The sequence below is a fragment of the Streptomyces sp. NBC_00086 genome, from assembly GCF_026343255.1.
In the GTDB taxonomy this organism is placed as follows: Bacteria; Actinomycetota; Actinomycetes; order Streptomycetales; family Streptomycetaceae; genus Streptomyces.
Genome location: NZ_JAPELZ010000001.1, coordinates 748,153 through 765,426, shown reverse-complemented (window position 1 = coordinate 765,426; position 17,274 = coordinate 748,153). Strand labels below are relative to the sequence as shown.

The window sequence follows — 17,274 nt, the reverse complement described above, 5'->3', positions numbered from 1 at the left end:
GGACATGTTCTCGTCGGCAGCGTGGGTCGCCGTGCTCGACTCGCAAAGCGGACGGCACCAAGAGTGGGCAGCGCGGCCGGCAGAGGAACACACCAAGACAGGAAGAAGGGCTGACGTGTCCGGCAGCGACAGCGAGAACCCGGTAATCCCCTCCCCGACCCCCGCGCCGACTCGCCCCAGGACGAACCGGGACTGGTGGCCGAATCAGCTGGACCTTCAGGTTCTCCACCAGCATGCGCCCGGATCCAATCCGATGGGTCAGGACTTCGACTACGCGGCAGAGTTCGCGTCCTTGGACGTCGACGAGCTGAAGCAGGACGTCTTCGAGGTGATGACCGCTTCGCAGGCGTGGTGGCCCGCCGACTACGGCCACTACGGACCGCTCTTCATCCGGATGAGCTGGCACGCCGCGGGCACGTACCGCATCGCCGACGGCCGCGGCGGGGGCGGTTCCGGCGCGCAGCGCTTCGCGCCCCTCAACAGCTGGCCGGACAATGCGAGCCTCGACAAGGCCCGCCGTTTGCTCTGGCCGGTGAAGCAGAAGTACGGCCGGAAGATCTCCTGGGCCGACCTGCTGGTGTTCGCCGGCAATTGCGCCATCGAATCCATGGGGTTGAAGACGTTCGGGTTCGGTTTCGGGCGGGAGGACATCTGGGAGCCCGAGGAGATTTTCTGGGGTCCGGAGGACACCTGGCTCGGGGACGAGCGCTACAGCGGCGACAGGGAACTCACCGGTCCCTTCGGCGCGGTGCAGATGGGACTGATCTACGTCAATCCCGAGGGGCCCAACGGGAATCCGGATCCGCTCGCAGCCGCCCGGGACATTCGCGAGACCTTCGCGCGCATGGCGATGAACGACGAGGAGACGGCCGCGCTGATCATCGGCGGCCACACCTTCGGCAAGTGCCACGGTGCGGTCGGAGCCGAGTACATCGGTCCGGAGCCCGAGGGCTGCCCCATCGAGCAGCAGGCCCTCGGATGGAAGAACTCGTACGGCAGCGGGGCGGGCGTCGACTCCCTCACCAGCGGGCTCGAGGGCGCGTGGACCTCCGAGCCGACGAAGTGGGACAACGGGTACCTGGACAACCTGTTCCGGTACGACTGGGAGCTGACGACCAGCCCCGCCGGCGCACAGCAGTGGACCCCGACGGACCCGGCGGCCCAGGGCACCGTGCCCGACGCCCACGATCCGTCGAAGCGGCACGCGCCCATGATGCTGACGACGGACCTGTCGATGAAGCTGGATCCGGTCTACGGGCCGATCTCGAAGGGCTTCCACGAGAACCCGGACAGGCTCGCGGACGCGTTCGCCAAGGCCTGGTACAAGCTGCTGCACCGCGACATGGGGCCCCTCTCGCGCTACCTCGGGCCGTGGGTCCCCGGGCCGCAGCTGTGGCAGGACCCCGTTCCCGCGGTCGATCACGCACTGGTCGGGGACGCGGAGATCGCCGACCTCAAGGGCCGGATCCTCGCGACGGGGCTCTCCGTCCCCCAACTCGTCACCACGGCCTGGGCGTCGGCGGCGAGCTTCCGCGGCACCGACATGCGCGGCGGGGCCAACGGGGCGCGGATCAGGCTCGCACCGCAGAAGGACTGGGAGGTCAACGACCTGCCCGAGGTGGCCGAGGTGCTCCAGGCCCTCGAGCGGATCCAGCAGGACTTCAATGCGTCCCAGGCCGCCGGCGGGGCGAAGGTCTCGCTCGCCGACCTGATCGTGCTGGGCGGGTGCGCGGCCGTCGAGCGGGCCGCGAAGAATGCCGGGCACGCCGTCACGGTCCCGTTCGCACCGGGGCGCACGGACGCCTCGCAGGAGCAGACCGATGTGGAGTCCTTCTCCGTGCTCGAACCCAGGGCGGACGGGTTCCGCAACTACCTCCGGACGGGAGAGAAGCTGCCGCCGGAGACGCTCCTGCTCGACCGTGCCGGCATGTTGAACCTGACCGCACCCGAGATGACGGTGCTGACCGGTGGCATGCGGGCCTTGAACACCGGCTTCGGCGGGTCCCCGCACGGGGTCTTCACCAACCGGCCGGAGATGCTGACGAACGACTTCTTCGTCAACCTGCTCGACATGGGTACCGAGTGGAAGGCGTCGGCCTCCGCCGAGAACGTCTTCGAGGGCCGGGACGTCGCGACGGGCGAGGTCAAGTGGACGGCCACCGCCGTCGACCTCGTCTTCGGTTCGCACTCCCAGCTCCGGGCCATCGCGGAGGTCTACGCCGCGAAGGACGCAGGAGAGAAGCTTGTGGGTGACTTCGTGGCGGCGTGGGACAAGGTGATGAACCTCGACCGGTTCGACCTCGTCTGACCCCGAGGTGCTGGCCGGCCGCTCACCGGCCGGCCATGACGCCCGGGTATCGGTGTGCCGGGGGCGCGCGAAGACCCCCGTCGTCACGATCTCCATCTGGAGGTCCCCAGAGCCTGCGGTCTCGTGGTTCCCCCAATCGGTGCAGTGTGGTGGGGGCGGAGCGGGGCACACGCGTGGCTGACAGCCCACCCTGGAGGCCCATCGATGTCCCGTGTGTCTGCTCTGATCGTCGTGCGCCTCGAGACGGCGACGGGTCACGTGTATTTCCTTGCCCGCTTCGCGTATGACGGCGGAGACCCGTACGTGGTGCAGGCGGAATTCTTGGACGGTGACAACGTCTTGGCACGGTGGCACTTCGACCGGCAGATGCTGGCCGAGGGGCTCCACCGCCCGGTGGGGGAGGGCGACGTCGCGTTCCGCCCCGACAAGGGGTCCGGCCGCGACGAACTCCGCGTCGAACTGATCGGCATGAGCGCCGATCAGCAGGACAACGCCGTTGTCCTCGTGGACGCCCTCGCGCTGAGGAACTTCCTGGACGACACCTACGCAGTCGTCGCTGCCGGGGAGGAGTTCCTCGACCTCGACAAGCTTCTCGACGAGCTCCTGGCTCGCTGAGGAGCCCGTCCGTCCGACCAGAACTGCTGAGTGCCGTCTCTCGTGGACATGGCGACAGCATGAGCGGCGGTCGGCCGAGAAGCCTTTGGCGTCAGGTGGAGTGTGAGGGACGGCGCGGGTCGGAGCCGGCGCAGAGCACACAGGTGGTCGCGGCCGGCCGGATCTCCAGGCGCTCGGGCGGAATCGTTGCGCCGCACCCCTCGCACTGCCCGTAGTCGCCCCGTTCGAGCCGTTCCAGCGCCTGGTCCAGCTCGTCCAAATGGTCGTGTGCCCGCGCGATCAGGGAGGCCACGTGGGCACGCTCGAAGGCCGTACTGGCCCCTTCGGGGTCGTGCTCGTCGTCGACCGCGACCAAGGCGTTCGCCGCGACGATCCCGTCGAAGTCGCGCCCCAGCGCGGCCACCCGATCGAGCGTGTCGTCGCGGTCAGCCGCCAGGCGGTCGCGCGCAGCCGCGACGGCGGACGGGTCGAGCTCTTCATGGCCGTACCGGGGTGCATCGTCCATGTGTGGGACAACGCCGGGCCACGGGTCCCGATTCCCTGACCCGGCCACGGGCGGGACTGGACCCACTGACCGGCCGGGTGATTCAGGAAAGGTTCAGGTGGAGGCGAACGACCGTGGCCGGGGTGCCGGAGTGGACTTCGACCAGGTCGCACAACTGGCGCACGGTCCACAGGCCGTGCCCGCGGGGCAGGCCGGGGTCCGGTGGCAGGTAGCCGAGCGTCCACCCGGTTTCGGCAGGGAAGCGGGTGGGGCCGGGGTCGCTGATCTCGCAGATGACCTTGTGCCCCGTACGCCACACCGAGACCTCGCCGCGTCCTCCGCCGTGCTGAACGGCGTTGGTGGCCACTTCGTTGACGGCGAAAGTCAAACGCTCCGCCCCCTGAGGGGACATCCCCAGCTGCGCGGCCTGCCGGGCGACGAACGCGCGCACGTGGTGCAAGTCGGTGCCGAAGCCCATCGCGGCGTTGCTTCCCGGCTCGGGAACCGGTGACGGGTTCCGATGCCAGGCGGCGCCCTGGGGAGGGGCGTAGTGACCGCTTGTTTCGGCAGCCGGGCCGGTCACCAGCTGCGGGTGGGTACGGCGGGCGTCGGTGACGATCCGGTCGGGGACCGTCCGTGTGTCATAGGGGCAGACGATCCATGCCGGGCAGTGGGCGAAGGCGAGGTTGATGACGGCCTCGTAGCGGGTCCACTCGTCGGTTTCCAATGCGTCGCGGCCGTGCCAGACGGGCTCACCGATCACGCGTACCTGGGAATGGCGTCCAGTGGCGGTGCGTTCGTCGACGTAGCGGTAGTAGGCGCCGAGGGTGCTGCCGGGAGTCTTGTACCAGTCGTCGGCCGCGATGAATTGAACTGCGTCGGCGGCGCTGCCGAGTTGCTGACGCAGCAGGTCGATGTTGGCGGGTGTGGTGACGGCGAGGACTGCCTCGTCATGCTGGAGACCGTCCAGGCAGAACGGGACGGTCGCAGCCAAGAACGCCTCGTCGGACCCGTAAACCAGGCCTTGGTGCACCAACCGGGGGGTCCGGTCGGGCTGCCAGGCGGTCACGTCGATCACGCTGCTCATGCCGAGGCTCCCGGGGAGGTGACGACCAGGGCGACTTGTTGGTCGAACCCGGCCACGGCTATGACCTGGCACAGCAGCGGAGCAAGTTCCACCACCCGCAGGCGGCGGCCCGGCTCGTATCGCTCGGCGGTGTGCGCCAGAGCGCGCAGACCGGCCAGGTCGATGAACTCGAGCGCACTCATGTCCACCCGCACGTCCCCGGCCCAGTCGAGGGTGGCGTCCAGAACCGCAGTCAGGGCGTCGGTGGTGCGGTCGTCCACGGTGCCGATCACACGCATCGTGCGTTCCCCTTCCTCGAAGGTGGGAACGATCCGCAACAGTCTGTCTTCGTAGAGCGGGGAGAGTTCCACGGTGCCCGGGTGGCAGTGGTCGTAGGTCTGCAGTTGAGCGGGGTGAAAGAGGCGGGCATCGTACTGGCAGACGGCCGAAGCAGGCTGTCCCTCGAAGACCGAATTGACCATGCTCTCGTACGCGGCGAGCTCGTCCGCGCCGGCGATCTCACGTAGGACCCAGCTCATTTCACCGACGACCCGGAATCCCTTGAAGCCAGAGGCCGCAGCGCTTGCCATCTCCTGCCGCAGGGTGGCCGCCATCGCCATGGCGTCGAAACGTCCCGAAACCAGGTAGCGGTCGCTGGCAGCGATCACCTGTAGCTGTCCGCTGGACAACGCGGCGTCCGGATCCGTCTGCGTCGACCGAAGCCAGTCGAGCACCGAGGCAGGCTTCTGGCGGTCGGCGAAATACAGTACTCGCTCACCGCGCTTCAACCCATCGGACACGTAGGCGGTGACCACCCGGCGCTGCTCGGAATCGTCGGCGAACGCCAGACATACGTGATCCCCATGGCCAAGGCTCTGGACCGGCCGCTCCCTGCTGCCCTGCGAGATCATCGTTTCCTCACCGTCCGCCCCTGGCTCGCGAGCCCGCGTGGAAAAGGCTCGTCCCACCGCTTCCGGGCGGTGTTCCAAGCCGCCAGCAACGATACCCGGTTCAGATATGCCGTCTGACGCCGGATTCGTGCCGGGCGAGGGCGGAACTCGGTACGTGAAACGCCATTGGGAGGGCGGGGCGGCCGCCTGACACCGGCTTCGCCCCTGGCGATTCGGGGCTTGCTCGCTCTGGACGCCGTGCGTGGCTTGCCGCTGAGGTCCCCCTCCGAATGGCTTGCGCAGGGGACTTCGTCCGATCGGCCTGTCCCCGGGTACGGGGCGGGGGTTCGGTCGTAGTGCGACTCGCAACGCGTAGGTGTGCGCGGCACTGCCCGGGAGCGGAAGAGGATGCCGGGCAGACCTGCCCCCGATCACCGCTGCCCGTTACTGCGGCCCAGGGTGGCCTCGGTCGCCTTCGGTACGGGATCGGCTTCCGTGCGGCTCTTCGGGCGGCGCCAGGCCCAACATCTTGAGAAGCGACGCCAGGTCGCTGGGGCTGGTGGTATGGGACTCGATCACTTCTCGGGCACGCTCGTGAGGGTCCGTGACGCCCGGGAATGGGCTCCGGTGCCGGGGCCGGGTTGAGGCGCTCCCTCCGGACCTGCTCCATCGGTCGGGGTGCGACCGGTCCCCGGAAGCAGACGTGCAGACGGCTATGGTGCCTGCGGCGCGACGGAACCGTATGCGGCGTGAAATGACGTCAAGGGCCTCCGTCAGGAGGCGGGGGCCGAGCGAGGGCGGCCGAAGCGGCAAGCCGTCGGAGAACCGTAGGGCGTTACGACGTCGGTCTGTCATGTGTGGCTCCTCGTCGTTCCGCTCGGATCCCGGCGGGTGGCAGCCGGATCTGCGAGGTCGCTCCGGGTGCGGCGGCCCATCTGAGTCCATTCGGCAAACCACCACGCACCGGCTATCGCGACCGCCCACACCAGCCCGCGCAGCAGAGCCATCCGCCAGGATGCGCCTTCGCTCACCCGCTCGACACCCGTCAAGGCGGCCCAGCTGATGGCAAGTACAGCAGTCGTACGAACACTTCGGTGCTTGTTGAACATGCGGCCCTCCTACCCCACCCGTGTGGGCTAAACGGAAGCCGCACGCGGCCGCTTGAAAACGGGGGCTTGTCTGCTCTGCCGCATCGAGCTGTCGATGCCGCCCGGTGGGGAATCGTCCGGTGATGCGATCGCCGGTACGACGATGAGCCCGCGGTACGAGGTTGCACGGTTCATGCTGCCGAGGACGGTCGAAACGTTTTCCCGCCTGCGTCGATAGGTCGCCCGCCCGAAGGGTGGCAGTGGCCGGTGGTATCGCTGGTAGCTGGTTCACGGAGTCGCAGTTCAGATGTGGTGTGGCGGTGGCCTGTGACCCCCGATCGGGGGTCACAGGCCACCGCCGCCTCGCCATGTGCGGGGGCCTGTATTTGGCCTACCAGGTGGCATTGGATATCGGGCCCGGTGTACGGGGCGAAAAGCGGGGCAGGTGATCGGTGGGCCGGAACGAGAGTTCCGCCGTGAACACAGCAGAGAAAGGTGCGGTAGGGATTTCCATTTCCCTGCGTCCCCATAACCGGAGGAGTTGTTTTTCGCATGACTGAGAATTTCTGGGGTTACCGCGAGACTGCCGGCCGTCTGGGTGGGTCGGATCTGACGGGGTACAAGGTCGAGGCGAGCGACGGTTCCATCGGCAAGGTCGACAAGCACTCGGATGAAGTCGGGTCCTCGTACATCGTGGTCGACACCGGTCCGTGGATCTTCGGCAAGGAAGTCCTGCTGCCGGCGGGCACGATCAGCCGGATCGACGCGAACGACGAGAAGATCTATGTCGACCGGACGAAGGAGCAGATCAAGAACGCTCCGGAGTTCGACAAGGACAAGCACCTCGGTGATGCCGACTACCAGCGCCAGGTCGGCGGCTACTACGACGGACCGCACCGTCTGTAGCGCGAGCGGACACCAAGCACTCCAGGGCGGGGGCGGCAGCAACACGCTGTCGCCCCCGCCCTGTTGCTGCGCCCCCGGCGACACGGAGCGGGCCGGTGGCCGTGTTGAGAGTGGGTGATCAGCGTGCGCAGGGCTTCGTAGAGCAGCGGCGCACGGTCGATGTCCATCGCGCCGCCGTCCAGCGGGTCACCGTGCGGTGAAAGGAGGGAAGCCCGGGCCGCTCTGGGTTGCCCGGGCGCGGTGTGCCAGCCGGCGGGCAGCGTGCACACTGCGTCGCGCCAGGCAGAGCTCGCCCGCCGAGACGTGGCAGGTCGGGCACGGCTCGGCGAACGCGCCGTGCCGGAAACGGCGGTGCGTCTCGTAGGCGGCATCCAGCATCGCGTCGAGCGCCGAATGCGGGCGACCAACGGCTATACGGGCGGCTGCGTGCACCGATCGGCGAGGGGTGACTTCCAGGACCGGGGTGGTACTCATGAAGGGATCTCCTCGTGCAATGGGGGAGTACGCAAGCCGCGCCTCCTCACGGGCGCGGGCCGCCGGGTGGCGCGAGCCCCCGGCAGGGCCAGGGTGCGGCCTACGCTGCTGTGGCTACCGCCGACGAGGTGGCCGAGAGCGCGGAGGCGGCCAGGGCTCGGGTGGGTTGGACGGCCAACCCCTCGGCCCCCGCCTGTGCCTCCAGCGCCCGGCGAGCTTCGGCGGTCGCCGCGAGGACGGCCAGCGGTGCTCCTGACGAGCGGCACATGCGGTGGGTTCGTACGACCGTGCTCACCGCGGCGGTACTCAGCGGCGCGTCCGAGAGCTCCAGCATGACGGGTGCGGACCGGTGGGCGGCGAGGTATCCGTCGATCGCCCAGGCGGCTGCGGCCCGGCCGCCGATATCCAGATCGGCCGGCAGTCGGATGATCAGCACACCGCTCTCGGTCACGTTGAAGGGCAGCACGGACACTCCTTGTCCTCATGATCACCTCGACTGGATATCGTGCGGATGCCCGCGTCTGGGACCGGTATGCGCGACCTTCGAGGGCTGCATCATCGGCGGCGGTGGAGAACGGCGGGTGCCCACCCCGTTCCTGCGGCGCCGGCTCGACAAGGCCCCCGCTCGGAGTCGACGAAGAGATGTGTCGCAGGCGTCCTGGTGGGTTGAGTGGGCGAGAAGGGGAAGAAGCGAGTCATGAAGCGAGAGGTGATGTCGGATGCGCCACGTCGCACGGCCGGTCTGAGATGTGAGGACGCCCGGTCGATCGCCCGCGATGTCCTGGTGGCGAGCGGTGTGGGGGACCACCTGGTGAACGACGTGCTGCTGGTCGTTTCCGAGCTGGTCTCCAACGCGGACCGCCACGCCGGCGGCGTCAGCGACTTCCGCGTCGTGCCTCTCGCGGGATGTGTGGCGGTCGCAGTGTCGGACAGATCTTCGCTGTTCCCTCGCACGCCGGGAACACCCCTTGATGTACCGGGTGGGTTCGGCTGGTTGCTGGTCAACCGGATCGCCGACCATACGGAGATCCGGCCGTATGGCGACGGCAAGACGATCACAGCGTTCATCCCGCTCACCGCTACCCCCTGAACCACGGTCCGGCACGAGGGGCGGCCGACGCGCCGGGCGCGGCGCCAGGCCGCACGCGGCCCACCGCGCGGGACGAGCCCTTTCCGCCTACCCGATCTTGCAACGGGCAGCCCGAGTACATCCCTGCGGCTTCGGTGCACGATGACCGTCGGTCGGCCCCTGCTTCAGGGGAGCAGAGGCCGAGGCTTCCTTGGGCCGTGCGGACCCGGTGGGCCTTGTTCAGACCGAGGTGGGGAACCTGTCCCAGGCGCGGTGTTCCGTCAGCCCCTGGGCGATGCCCTTGAAGGCGGCGGTGGGGCTGCCGGCGAACGTGATGCCGGGGTCACCCTCCCGGATGCCGGCCGCGTTCAGGATGCGGGACGAGTCGTTCCAGCCGCCGATGGCCTTGCCGTGGCGGTAGGCCTCCGCGAGCAGCAGGAGGACTCGGGGGTCGGGGCCGTTCGAGTACGGGGCTCCGGCCTTGGAGTCGCGGGCGCCGCGGGCGTCGGCCGCGGCCGCGGGCGTGCCGGAGAGGAGGAGGGCGTCGAACTCGATGGAACGCGTGGCGGCGAACGTCCGCTGGACCGTGACCGGGCTCTTCCCGGTTCCGAGCGTGCCCCCGGTGGGGGCGATCACGAGCGGGACCATTCCGGCCTTCAGGACGGCGTCCCGCACGGTACGGACGCCCTTCAGATCGGAACCGGCGTCGGCGACGATGCCGACGACCCGTCCGTCGAGCGGCCAGGTGCCGCCGACTTGGGACAGCGCCGGGCTCGGTGCCGGTTCGGTGAGGGGCTGGGTTGGGGCCGGCGCGGGAAGTCCGAGCCCGGTGGCCACCTCCTCGCACAGCTGCGGGTCGATGTTCGCCAGGACGGACAGTGCGCGTTCCTTGACGGCCTGCTCGTGGCACTTGGTGAGCTCGAAGGTATACGCGGCGATGATGTGCTCGCGCTCGACCGGCGTCATGCTCAGCCAGAAGAGGCGCGGCTGGGAGAAGTGGTCGGCGAACGAGGCGGGAGCCTCGCGGACCTTCGCTGCCGCGGGCAGGGCGACGGGTACCTCGATGAAGGCGCCCGTATCGGCACCGGCGAGGAAGGGGCAGCCTCCGTCGAGGCTGTTGGGCCGGTACGGCGCGGCCCCGGCGTGGACGGCGGTCTGGTGCATGCCGTCGCGGAGCATGTCGTTGACGGGGGCGTGCGGGCGGTTGATGGGGAGCTGGCCGAAGTTGGGGCCGCCGAGCCTGCTGATCTGCGTATCGAGGTACGAGAAGAGCCTGCCTGCGAGCAGCGGGTCGTCGGTGACATCGATGCCCGGGACCAGGTGGCCGGGGTGGAAGGCGACCTGCTCGGTCTCCGCGAAGTAGTTCGTCGGGTTGGCGTTCAGCGTCATCAGCCCGATGGGGCGGACCGGGGCCAGTTCCTCCGGAACGATCTTCGTGGGGTCGAGCAGGTCGATGCCCTCGAAGGTCTGGTCCGCGGTGTCGGGGAAGGTCTGGATGCCCAGTTCCCACTGGGGGAACGCGCCCGCCTCGATCGCGTCGGCCAGGTCACGGCGGTGGAAGTCCGGGTCCATGCCGTTGGTGATCTGCGCCTCCTCCCAGACCAGGGAGTGCACGCCGAGCTTCGGCTTCCAGTGGAACTTCACCAGCGTCGTGGCGCCCTTGGCGTTGACGAGGCGGAAGGTGTGGACGCCGAAGCCCTCCATCATCCGCAGCGAGCGGGGGATCGCCCGGTCGGACATGTTCCAGATGGTGTGGTGGGTGGCCTCGGTGTGCAGGGACACGAAGTCCCAGAACGTGTCGTGCGCGCTCTGCGCCTGCGGGATCTCCCGGTCGGGGTGCGGTTTGCCGGCGTGGATGACGTCGGGGAACTTGACGGCGTCCTGGATGAAGAACACCGGAATGTTGTTGCCCACCAGGTCGAAGGTGCCCTCACCGGTGTAGAACTTCGTGGCGAACCCGCGCGTGTCACGCACCGTGTCCGCCGAGCCGCGCGATCCGAGGACCGTGGAGAACCGTACGAAGACCGGCGTCTCGGCGCCCTTCGCCAAAAATGCCGCCTTGGTGACCTTCCCCGCGGTGCCGTAGCCCTGGAAGATCCCGTGGGCGGCGGCACCACGCGCGTGGACGACCCGCTCGGGAATCCGCTCGTGGTCGAAGTGCGTGATCTTCTCCCGCAGGTGGTGGTCCTGCAGCAGCACCGGCCCCCGCGCACCCGCCTTCAACGAATGATCGCTCTCGTACAGCCGGGCCCCCTGCGCGGTCGTCAGGTACGCACCGCCCTGCGCCACCGCGGCCTGGGGCGCGCCGGTGGGCTGTCCCGTGGGGCTGAGGGTGTCCGGGCCGTCCTGGTCCGGTTTCGCAGGCAATGGCTCGTGCGGTCGCGGGGCGGTTCGGCCAGACACGCCGGGGGAGCCGGCCTGCTTCTTCGGCTTGGCAGGCGCGGCCTTCTTGGCCGTGGCTTTGGTCGCCTTCTTCTGCACCATGCGTTACGTCTCCTCCTGGGCGGCCTGCGGGGCCAGCGAGAACTTCTGCCGTCCACCCGGCAGGCGGCAGTCATGCCCCAGGGGAAAGCCTTCGCCTTCCTTTCGCCGCGGGCACGCCGAGTACGTCCATCTCGGCTAAGAGCGGGCTGCGTGATCGGCGGCACGAGGGGAGGTCCATCACGTGACATCGACGATTCTTTGGCGGCGGAATGCGACGCCGGCGGGCCACCCGCACTAGGCGAGCGGCGGCCACCCGGCAGCGGAATCCGCACGGTCCCGGGCGCGCTGCGCCCGGTCCTCGATGAGGCGGCGGAACCCCGCCAGCGCGTACCGCTCTCCGGTCGCCGAGCCGGGCCCGGGGATGCCGACCACCTCGGCCATGCACTGCTGGGGCTGCGACTGCCAGCCGGTGACCAGCACCCGCAAGCCCAGGCACTCCGCGCGCCGGTGCAGGTCCAAGAGGTGCAGCAGGCCATCACCGTCCATGACCGCGACCCCGTGCAGGTCCACCAGAAGGTCCCGCTGGTAAGCAGTGACACCGTCCAGCGCTTGTTGGAGCTTCTCGTCCGCGGCCCCGTCGAGTGCGCCGGTGACTCTGACCAGGACCGAGCTGCCGCAGTGCTGAACGTCGACAGTGACCAAGGTTTTCTCCTCTGCTGTCCGCACGCGTCCGCGCCTGCGGGCAACCATCGTGGCCTGGCCGTCCTCAGGCCGGTGCGCGGCTCGCTGAAGTACGGGGCAGACGTGGCCTGGGGTGGTTCGTCGGCGCCGATGGTGACGGCCTTGCCCTGGGCGAGGCCACCAGCCTTCACCGAGCCGGGGTCCGTCCGTTCGACGCGGAGGAGCCAAGGTCGGCGACCTGCTCCAGGCCGTTTCTCAAGGACTGACCAGCCCTCCTTCCCCGTACGCGTGGCGTGGGCCCGGCCAGTGGTTGCATCCGGTTCCTCAGCGGCCTGATCGGTGGCCTCGATACCGGCTGATGCCACGCACCTGCGGCTGCCGTTCCGAATTCTCTTCAGTGACGCAGGCATGGGGTTCCGGGACAGGGGCAGGCGGGAGTCCAAGCGGAAGGCGACGCCGTCCGCTGCAAGGCATCGGAAATGGAGGGGCGGCAGGGGTGATCCCTTTGCCGTCCTCCGCTTACCGGAGGAGTTGTTTTCGCGTGACTGAGCATGTGTGGAGTTACAAGTCCACCTCGGGCCATCTGGCCGGGACCGATCTGACCGGTTTCAAGGTCGAGGCGGTCGACGGTGACATCGGCAAGGTGGACAAGCACTCCGACGAGGTCGGTGACGCCCATCTGGTCGTGGACACCGGGGTCTGGATCTTCGGCAAGGAGGTCCTGCTGCCGGCGAGCACGGTCCTCCGGGTCGACCCGGAGGACAAGAAGGTCTACGTGGACCGGACCAAGGAGCAGATCAAGAGCGCTCCCGAGTTCCACCGGGACAAGCACCTCGGGGACGCGGGATACCACGAGGAGCTGGGCACGTACTACGGCACCGGCGCCCCCTTCGGCGGTCGGCCCGCCTGACTCCCCGCGTGAGGGGGTCCGAACTCCGCGAGTTCGGGCCCCCTCACGCATTTCCCCGGCAAGGGTCGATGGCGTCCTGCCCGGCGCCATCCGGCTGAACGGCGACCGCGCCGGCGGTGGTCGGCAAGAAGCGGATCGCGCGGTCCGTCCCACCCGTGCCCGAGCAGACCGTGAACAGCGTCAAGGCCGATGTGGCCGAGATCAAGGAGAGGGCCCACCGATGAGGAACCAGCCGAACCTGCCAAACCAGCCGAACCTGCCAAACCAGCCGAGCCACTCCCACAAGAGCGACTCCACCCCCTCGTCCGAGGAACTGCGCGTCCGGATCGAGCACACTCGCGATGAGCTCGGCCAGACCGTCGAAGCACTTGCGGCCAAGGCCGACGTCAAGGCCCAGGCCAAGGAGAAGGCAGCCGATATCAAGGCGCAGGCCATGGACGTGGCGGCCGACGCCAAGGCTCAGGCCCAGGACCTCACGGCACACGCCATGGAGAAGGCGTCCGTGATGACGGAGCAGACCGCGAATTTCGAAGGACAAGACACCGGACCCGGTACTCGACGAAGCAGACCGGGTTGCCACCAGGGCATGGGCCAACCGCACTCCGCTGATCGCCATCGGAGCGGCCTTGATCGTCATCCTGCTGGTGCGTCGTGGCCGGGGGCGAAAGTGAAGGCGTCCAAGGTCGCGTACAAGCCGGTCGGGCTGGTGCTGGGGGCGGCGAGCGGCATGCTCGCAGGGATGGCGTTCAGGCAGGCCTGGAAGGTGATCGAAGGGGAGGGGGATGCCCCAGATGCCACAGATGAGGACCGCTCCTGGAAGGAGATCCTGATTGCCGCCGCCCTCCAAGGCGCGATCTTCGCCGTCGTCAAGGCGGCCGTCGACCGGTCCGGGGCCCTCGCGACCCGGCGGGTCACGGGCACCTGGCCGGGGTAGACCTCCGCGGCGACTGGCGGGGACCCCGAAACCGGCGACCGGAGCACCCTCGCGGAAAGCGAGGGAGAACCGCTCCCCGAGCCGGGCCCACCCGTTCACCGTAACCCTGCGGCGCGCTCGTAGGTCACTTCACGGGCACAGTGCCCTGCGTACGCCCCTGCCCTGGCCAGTGGCGGGATCCGACCGGGCAGGTGGGGGTGATCATGGGACGTGCGGGTAGCCGCAGGAGGTGATCACCCTCGGAGTCGAAGAAGAGTATCTGCTGCTGGACCCGGACACCGCCGTCCCGACTCCGCTGGTCGAGGAGGTGCGCCGTAGGGCTGGCCTCGGCGCCCTCACGGAACAGGGCGAAGTCCAGGACGAGCTGCTCCAGGCGCAGATCGAGGTGGCCACTCCCGTCTGCTGGAACCTCGAGGAAGTCGGAGGGCACCTGCTTCGGCTGCGCCATGCGCTGGCGTCAGCTGCAGAGGCCAGCGGCTGCCGGGTTGCGGCGACCGGTGCGGCGCCGGTGCGAGGGGCGCTGCCGGTGCCCGTCACACGGACACCCCGGTACTTGAAGATGGAGGGGGAGGCGCGCCAACTGGTGGACGAGCACCTCATCTGCGGGATGCACGTCCATGTGGGGATTCCCGATGCCGAGACGGGCGTGGCCGTACTGAACCGCATCCGGGTGTGGCTGCCGACGCTGCTGGCCATGTCGGCGAACTCGCCCCTGTGGGACGGGCGCGACACTGGATTTGCCAGCTGGCGGACCATCGTCTTCAGCCGCTGGCCGGTCAGCGGCCTGCCTCCGCACTTCGACGGGATCGCCGACTACGAGCGAAGGCTGCAGGCACTGGTGGCCTCCGGAGTGATCGCCGACCGAGGACAGGTCTACTGGCAGGCAAGGCTGTCCGACCGCTACCCGACCGTAGAGGTGCGCTGCCTGGACGTACAACTGAGGCCGGACGACGCCGTGATGCTCGCCGGCATCGTCCGCGCCCTGGTCGCCACGGCGATCGCCGAGGAGAAGGCGGGCACCCCGCCGGCCACTGCGGCGGACGCGGAACTTCTCCAAGCTTCGAGCTGGCACGCCGCCCGATACGGATTGAACGGCACCCTCCTAGGGCCGGACGGCCGCCCCGGAAGCAGCGGCGACGTCCTGTGCTCTCTCATCCGCCACATCTCACCGGCCCTGGAAGAGGCCGGTGACCTCCGGGAGGTCAGCGCCCTCGCGCACCGGCTGCTCCAGGAAGGCACCCCGGCAGACCGTCAGCGCCGCGCAGTGTCCGACGGCGGGCTGCCGGCGCTGATAGGACTGATCACCAGCGCTGGGCAGTCCGACTGAGCACTCGACGCCGACCCTGAGCCGGCAGGCACGCTTTCGGGTGGCGGGCGGGTGCTCCCGCAGGAGTCGGCCTGTGCGTTTGCGGGCCGCGATCCGGGTCAGACGAGGAGGGCAAGGAGTTCCCCGTCCCTCAGGGAGTGATCAGCTGTGTCGAAGGACGAGAAGAGCCGGGCCAGGACCGAGCAGGCCAAGGGCAAACTCAAGGAGACGGCCGGCCGCCTGGTGGGCAACAAGCGACTGACGACCGAGGGCCGTGCGGAGCAAGCAAAGGGCGACGCCCGCCAGGCCAAGGAAAAGATCAAGGACGTCTTCAAGCACTGACCCGCACGCCCGGCGTCCACCGCCGCGGTCCCGGACCCCCACGGGTCCGGGACCGCGGCGCGTCCGAACCGATCGAGAGAGGGCTCCCGCATGACGTTGCCGGGGGAAGGCAGAAGGAAGGCCGGGGGCGGTTCCGCGCCGTTCGGGCGCGATGTGGTGCTGGCCGTGGGGCTCGTGGGGATCTGTGTCGGCGGTCTGGCCGTCTTCCTCAAGACCGCAGCGGGGGCCGGGGCGGAGGTGTGGGTCGTACCCGTCGCCGCCGCGGTGGTCCTCGCGGTTGGGGTGGCGCTGGCCAAGTGGAGCGTCTCGCCCGTCCGCCGGCGTTCCACCACCCCTGGGGCTCCCGGCCCGGCCGCGCACGGGGATCCGTACCCGATCGAGGCGACGGCGGTACGGGACGTGCCCGCCGCCGGAGAGGTGCCCGACGTCGGTTCCAGTGCGCTGGACCACGCCGCGGCCGACGCCGACGGCTTCGAGCACACGATAGCCGCGCTGTGTGCGCGTGACGGCTGCACGCCTGTGGAAGTGGTGGGCGGTGCGGGCGACTTGGGGGCCGACGTCATCGCCACGACCCCGGACGGACTGCGTGTCGTCGTTCAGTGCAAGCACTACGCCGACACCCATCGCGTCGGCTCGCAGGACCTGCAGCGCTTCGGCGGCACCTGCTTCGCCGTTCACGGCGCCGACGTGGCGATCGTCGTCACCACGAGCTCCTACACCGCCCCCGCCCTTGAGTACGCCGCCGCTTGCGGCATCGTCTGCGTCGACGGCGAAGCCCTGGCCGCCTGGACCGACTCGGCCGCAGCCCCGCCCTGGGAAGCGGACAGCCGCGATGCCGCCGCGCGCGTGTCCACCGCCTGACGAGCCGGGCCCTCGCCGCGGCACGGACCGTCGCTGACGCCGTCGCCGTCCGGCTCTCCGGGGCGACGGAGGTGATCGCGTCGGGCGGCGGCACCCGCAACCCGGTGGGACCCTGCGGGGCTCAACAGCGCCGAACCGACTTCCGTCCCCACGGACGGCGGCGATCGAATCCCTCTCGGGCGGACGCCCGAGCGCGCGAGCGGGAGTGCGCCGGACCGGTCATCGACCGGTGGGCCTGCCGGACTTCAGCCGGGACGCCTCGATCTCCGCCCATACGGCCTTGCCGCCCTCGTGGGCGTGCGAGCCCCAGCGGTCGGACAGGCGCTCCACGATGTGCAGGCCGTGCCCGCCCGGGATGCCGCGCTGCGGGGCCGGGTGGCGGCTGGGAAGTGTGGTCGAGCCGTCGTAGACCTCGATGCGCAGGGTCTCCCCGGCCGTGAGTACGAGCTCGTGACAGCCTTCCGCGTGGAGGGAGGCGTTGGTCAGCAGCTCGGATACGAGGAGCAGGGTGTCCTCGGCGGTCTCGGTCCCGTCCCAGCCCCAGTCCCGCAGGGCCTCGCGTGTGAAGTCGCGGCCCTTGGCCACAGCTCCACGGACACCCTTCAGGGCGAGCCTGCGGCGCTGTCCTGCGGTAGGAGGGCCCGCGCTCAACGAATCACCCGTTTCAGGTCCGATGGTCTCCACCGAAGTCCTTCACCCCCATCGTTGGTACTGGTCTGTGCTCTCTGGCCCCACCCCGTGACAGTCTAGGTGGCCGCCGTTCTCACGGCGTTGCCATGGGGAGCCGCAGGGCGAAGCCCGTGTCGGTGGCGCGGACCCCGACCAGATCGCAGAGCTGGTGGATCATCCACAGGCCGCGGCCGCCGTTCGCCGATGCGAGGGAGGGCCGGCGGCGCCCCGCCAGGGGGTCGGCCAG

The 17,274-nt window shown here is 69.4% G+C and carries 18 protein-coding genes and 2 pseudogenes; 11 read left to right on the top strand and 9 right to left on the bottom strand.

Translation table 11 applies throughout. The features are described from left to right. Positions 1 to 115 precede the first annotated feature (115 nt). Entirely contained in the window at positions 116 to 2,308 is a 2,193-nt protein-coding gene (katG, locus tag OG276_RS03510; RefSeq protein ID WP_266902601.1) for a catalase/peroxidase HPI, read from the top strand. A gap of 204 nt (positions 2,309 to 2,512) precedes the next feature. Further along, positions 2,513 to 2,923: an SsgA family sporulation/cell division regulator gene (locus tag OG276_RS03505; RefSeq protein WP_266902599.1), complete on the top strand. Its 411-nt coding sequence runs from the start codon at positions 2,513 to 2,515 to the stop codon at positions 2,921 to 2,923. Between the two features lie 91 nt (positions 2,924 to 3,014). On the opposite strand, the gene OG276_RS03500 is transcribed toward OG276_RS03505, so the two are convergent. The 4 genes from OG276_RS03500 to OG276_RS03485 form a co-directional block, all read right to left on the bottom strand. Continuing rightward, positions 3,015 to 3,428, bottom strand: a complete 414-nt coding sequence (locus OG276_RS03500) for a TraR/DksA C4-type zinc finger protein (RefSeq protein ID WP_266902597.1) — start codon at positions 3,426 to 3,428, stop codon at positions 3,015 to 3,017. A gap of 82 nt (positions 3,429 to 3,510) precedes the next feature. Continuing rightward, complete coding sequence (locus OG276_RS03495; RefSeq protein WP_266902595.1) at positions 3,511 to 4,494, bottom strand: sensor histidine kinase; 984 nt, start codon at positions 4,492 to 4,494, stop codon at positions 3,511 to 3,513. Beyond that, on the bottom strand, positions 4,491 to 5,384 hold the full coding sequence (locus OG276_RS03490) for an MEDS domain-containing protein (RefSeq protein WP_266902593.1): 894 nt from the start codon (positions 5,382 to 5,384) through the stop codon (positions 4,491 to 4,493). The genes OG276_RS03495 and OG276_RS03490 overlap by 4 nt, the downstream gene beginning before the upstream one ends. An 830-nt stretch (positions 5,385 to 6,214) precedes the next feature. Continuing rightward, on the bottom strand, positions 6,215 to 6,472 hold the full coding sequence (locus tag OG276_RS03485; protein ID WP_266902591.1) for a hypothetical protein: 258 nt from the start codon (positions 6,470 to 6,472) through the stop codon (positions 6,215 to 6,217). 531 nt (positions 6,473 to 7,003) lie between these two features. On the opposite strand from OG276_RS03485, the gene OG276_RS03480 reads away from it, so the two are divergent. Further along, positions 7,004 to 7,357 carry a PRC-barrel domain-containing protein gene (locus tag OG276_RS03480; protein WP_266902589.1) on the top strand — a complete coding sequence of 118 codons (354 nt, stop codon included), beginning with the start codon at positions 7,004 to 7,006 and terminating at the stop codon, positions 7,355 to 7,357. Positions 7,358 to 7,543: 186 nt separating this feature from the next. On the opposite strand, the gene OG276_RS03475 is transcribed toward OG276_RS03480, so the two are convergent. Together OG276_RS03475 and OG276_RS03470 are read right to left on the bottom strand one after the other, a co-directional pair. Next, positions 7,544 to 7,831: a hypothetical protein gene (locus OG276_RS03475; RefSeq protein ID WP_266902587.1), complete on the bottom strand. Its 288-nt coding sequence runs from the start codon at positions 7,829 to 7,831 to the stop codon at positions 7,544 to 7,546. Between the two features lie 100 nt (positions 7,832 to 7,931). Then, complete coding sequence (locus OG276_RS03470; RefSeq protein WP_266902585.1) at positions 7,932 to 8,297, bottom strand: hypothetical protein; 366 nt, start codon at positions 8,295 to 8,297, stop codon at positions 7,932 to 7,934. Positions 8,298 to 8,528: 231 nt separating this feature from the next. Between OG276_RS03470 and OG276_RS03465 the strand changes: the two genes are divergently transcribed. Beyond that, entirely contained in the window at positions 8,529 to 8,921 is a 393-nt protein-coding gene (locus OG276_RS03465) for an ATP-binding protein (RefSeq protein ID WP_266902583.1), read from the top strand. A gap of 219 nt (positions 8,922 to 9,140) precedes the next feature. On the opposite strand, the gene OG276_RS03460 is transcribed toward OG276_RS03465, so the two are convergent. Both OG276_RS03460 and OG276_RS03455 read right to left on the bottom strand, forming a co-directional pair. After that, positions 9,141 to 11,384, bottom strand: a complete 2,244-nt coding sequence (locus OG276_RS03460) for a catalase (RefSeq protein WP_266902581.1) — start codon at positions 11,382 to 11,384, stop codon at positions 9,141 to 9,143. 234 nt (positions 11,385 to 11,618) lie between these two features. Further along, positions 11,619 to 12,026, bottom strand: coding sequence for an STAS domain-containing protein (locus OG276_RS03455; protein WP_266902579.1), 408 nt, complete (start codon positions 12,024 to 12,026; stop codon positions 11,619 to 11,621). A 520-nt stretch (positions 12,027 to 12,546) separates the two neighbouring features. Here OG276_RS03455 and OG276_RS03450 point away from each other — a divergent pair. The 7 genes and pseudogenes from OG276_RS03450 (at position 12,547) to OG276_RS03420 (ending at position 16,358) form a co-directional block, all read left to right on the top strand. Continuing rightward, the gene (locus OG276_RS03450) at positions 12,547 to 12,915 is read left to right on the top strand and encodes a PRC-barrel domain-containing protein (protein ID WP_266902577.1); all 369 of its coding nucleotides are present in this window, start codon (positions 12,547 to 12,549) and stop codon (positions 12,913 to 12,915) included. A gap of 113 nt (positions 12,916 to 13,028) precedes the next feature. After that, positions 13,029 to 13,139, top strand: a pseudogene (locus OG276_RS03445) (phage holin family protein); the annotation flags it as partial. Beyond that, a pseudogene (locus OG276_RS40760) lies at positions 13,136 to 13,288 on the top strand (DUF3618 domain-containing protein); the annotation flags it as partial. The pseudogenes OG276_RS03445 and OG276_RS40760, both read left to right, overlap by 4 nt. Positions 13,289 to 13,582: 294 nt before the next feature. Then, on the top strand, positions 13,583 to 13,849 hold the full coding sequence (locus OG276_RS03435; protein ID WP_266902575.1) for a DUF4235 domain-containing protein: 267 nt from the start codon (positions 13,583 to 13,585) through the stop codon (positions 13,847 to 13,849). Positions 13,850 to 14,078: 229 nt separating this feature from the next. Beyond that, a complete protein-coding gene (locus OG276_RS03430; RefSeq protein ID WP_266902572.1) occupies positions 14,079 to 15,176 on the top strand; it encodes a glutamate--cysteine ligase in 1,098 nt (365 codons plus the stop codon). A 147-nt stretch (positions 15,177 to 15,323) separates the two neighbouring features. Further along, positions 15,324 to 15,497: a CsbD family protein gene (locus OG276_RS03425; protein ID WP_266902570.1), complete on the top strand. Its 174-nt coding sequence runs from the start codon at positions 15,324 to 15,326 to the stop codon at positions 15,495 to 15,497. 90 nt (positions 15,498 to 15,587) lie between these two features. After that, entirely contained in the window at positions 15,588 to 16,358 is a 771-nt protein-coding gene (locus OG276_RS03420; protein ID WP_266902568.1) for a restriction endonuclease, read from the top strand. Positions 16,359 to 16,577: 219 nt separating this feature from the next. Here the strand turns inward: OG276_RS03420 and OG276_RS03415 are convergent, their stop codons facing one another. Continuing rightward, a complete protein-coding gene (locus OG276_RS03415) occupies positions 16,578 to 16,943 on the bottom strand; it encodes an ATP-binding protein (protein ID WP_323182304.1) in 366 nt (121 codons plus the stop codon). Between the last annotated feature and the right edge of the window lie 331 nt (positions 16,944 to 17,274).

What these genes read in the sequence shown, in the direction of transcription:
- OG276_RS03490 (WP_266902593.1), bottom strand. Translation starts at nt 5,384, where the DNA reads ATGATCTCGCAGGGCAGCAGGGAGCGGCCGGTCCAGAGCCTTGGCCAT.
- OG276_RS03495 (WP_266902595.1), bottom strand. Translation starts at nt 4,494, where the DNA reads ATGAGCAGCGTGATCGACGTGACCGCCTGGCAGCCCGACCGGACCCCC.
- OG276_RS03475 (WP_266902587.1), bottom strand. Translation starts at nt 7,831, where the DNA reads ATGAGTACCACCCCGGTCCTGGAAGTCACCCCTCGCCGATCGGTGCAC.
- OG276_RS03485 (WP_266902591.1), bottom strand. Translation starts at nt 6,472, where the DNA reads ATGTTCAACAAGCACCGAAGTGTTCGTACGACTGCTGTACTTGCCATC.
- OG276_RS03460 (WP_266902581.1), bottom strand. Translation starts at nt 11,384, where the DNA reads ATGGTGCAGAAGAAGGCGACCAAAGCCACGGCCAAGAAGGCCGCGCCT.
- OG276_RS03465 (WP_266902583.1), top strand. Translation starts at nt 8,529, where the DNA reads ATGAAGCGAGAGGTGATGTCGGATGCGCCACGTCGCACGGCCGGTCTG.
- OG276_RS03480 (WP_266902589.1), top strand. Translation starts at nt 7,004, where the DNA reads ATGACTGAGAATTTCTGGGGTTACCGCGAGACTGCCGGCCGTCTGGGT.
- OG276_RS03420 (WP_266902568.1), top strand. Translation starts at nt 15,588, where the DNA reads ATGACGTTGCCGGGGGAAGGCAGAAGGAAGGCCGGGGGCGGTTCCGCG.
- OG276_RS03500 (WP_266902597.1), bottom strand. Translation starts at nt 3,428, where the DNA reads ATGGACGATGCACCCCGGTACGGCCATGAAGAGCTCGACCCGTCCGCC.
- OG276_RS03505 (WP_266902599.1), top strand. Translation starts at nt 2,513, where the DNA reads ATGTCCCGTGTGTCTGCTCTGATCGTCGTGCGCCTCGAGACGGCGACG.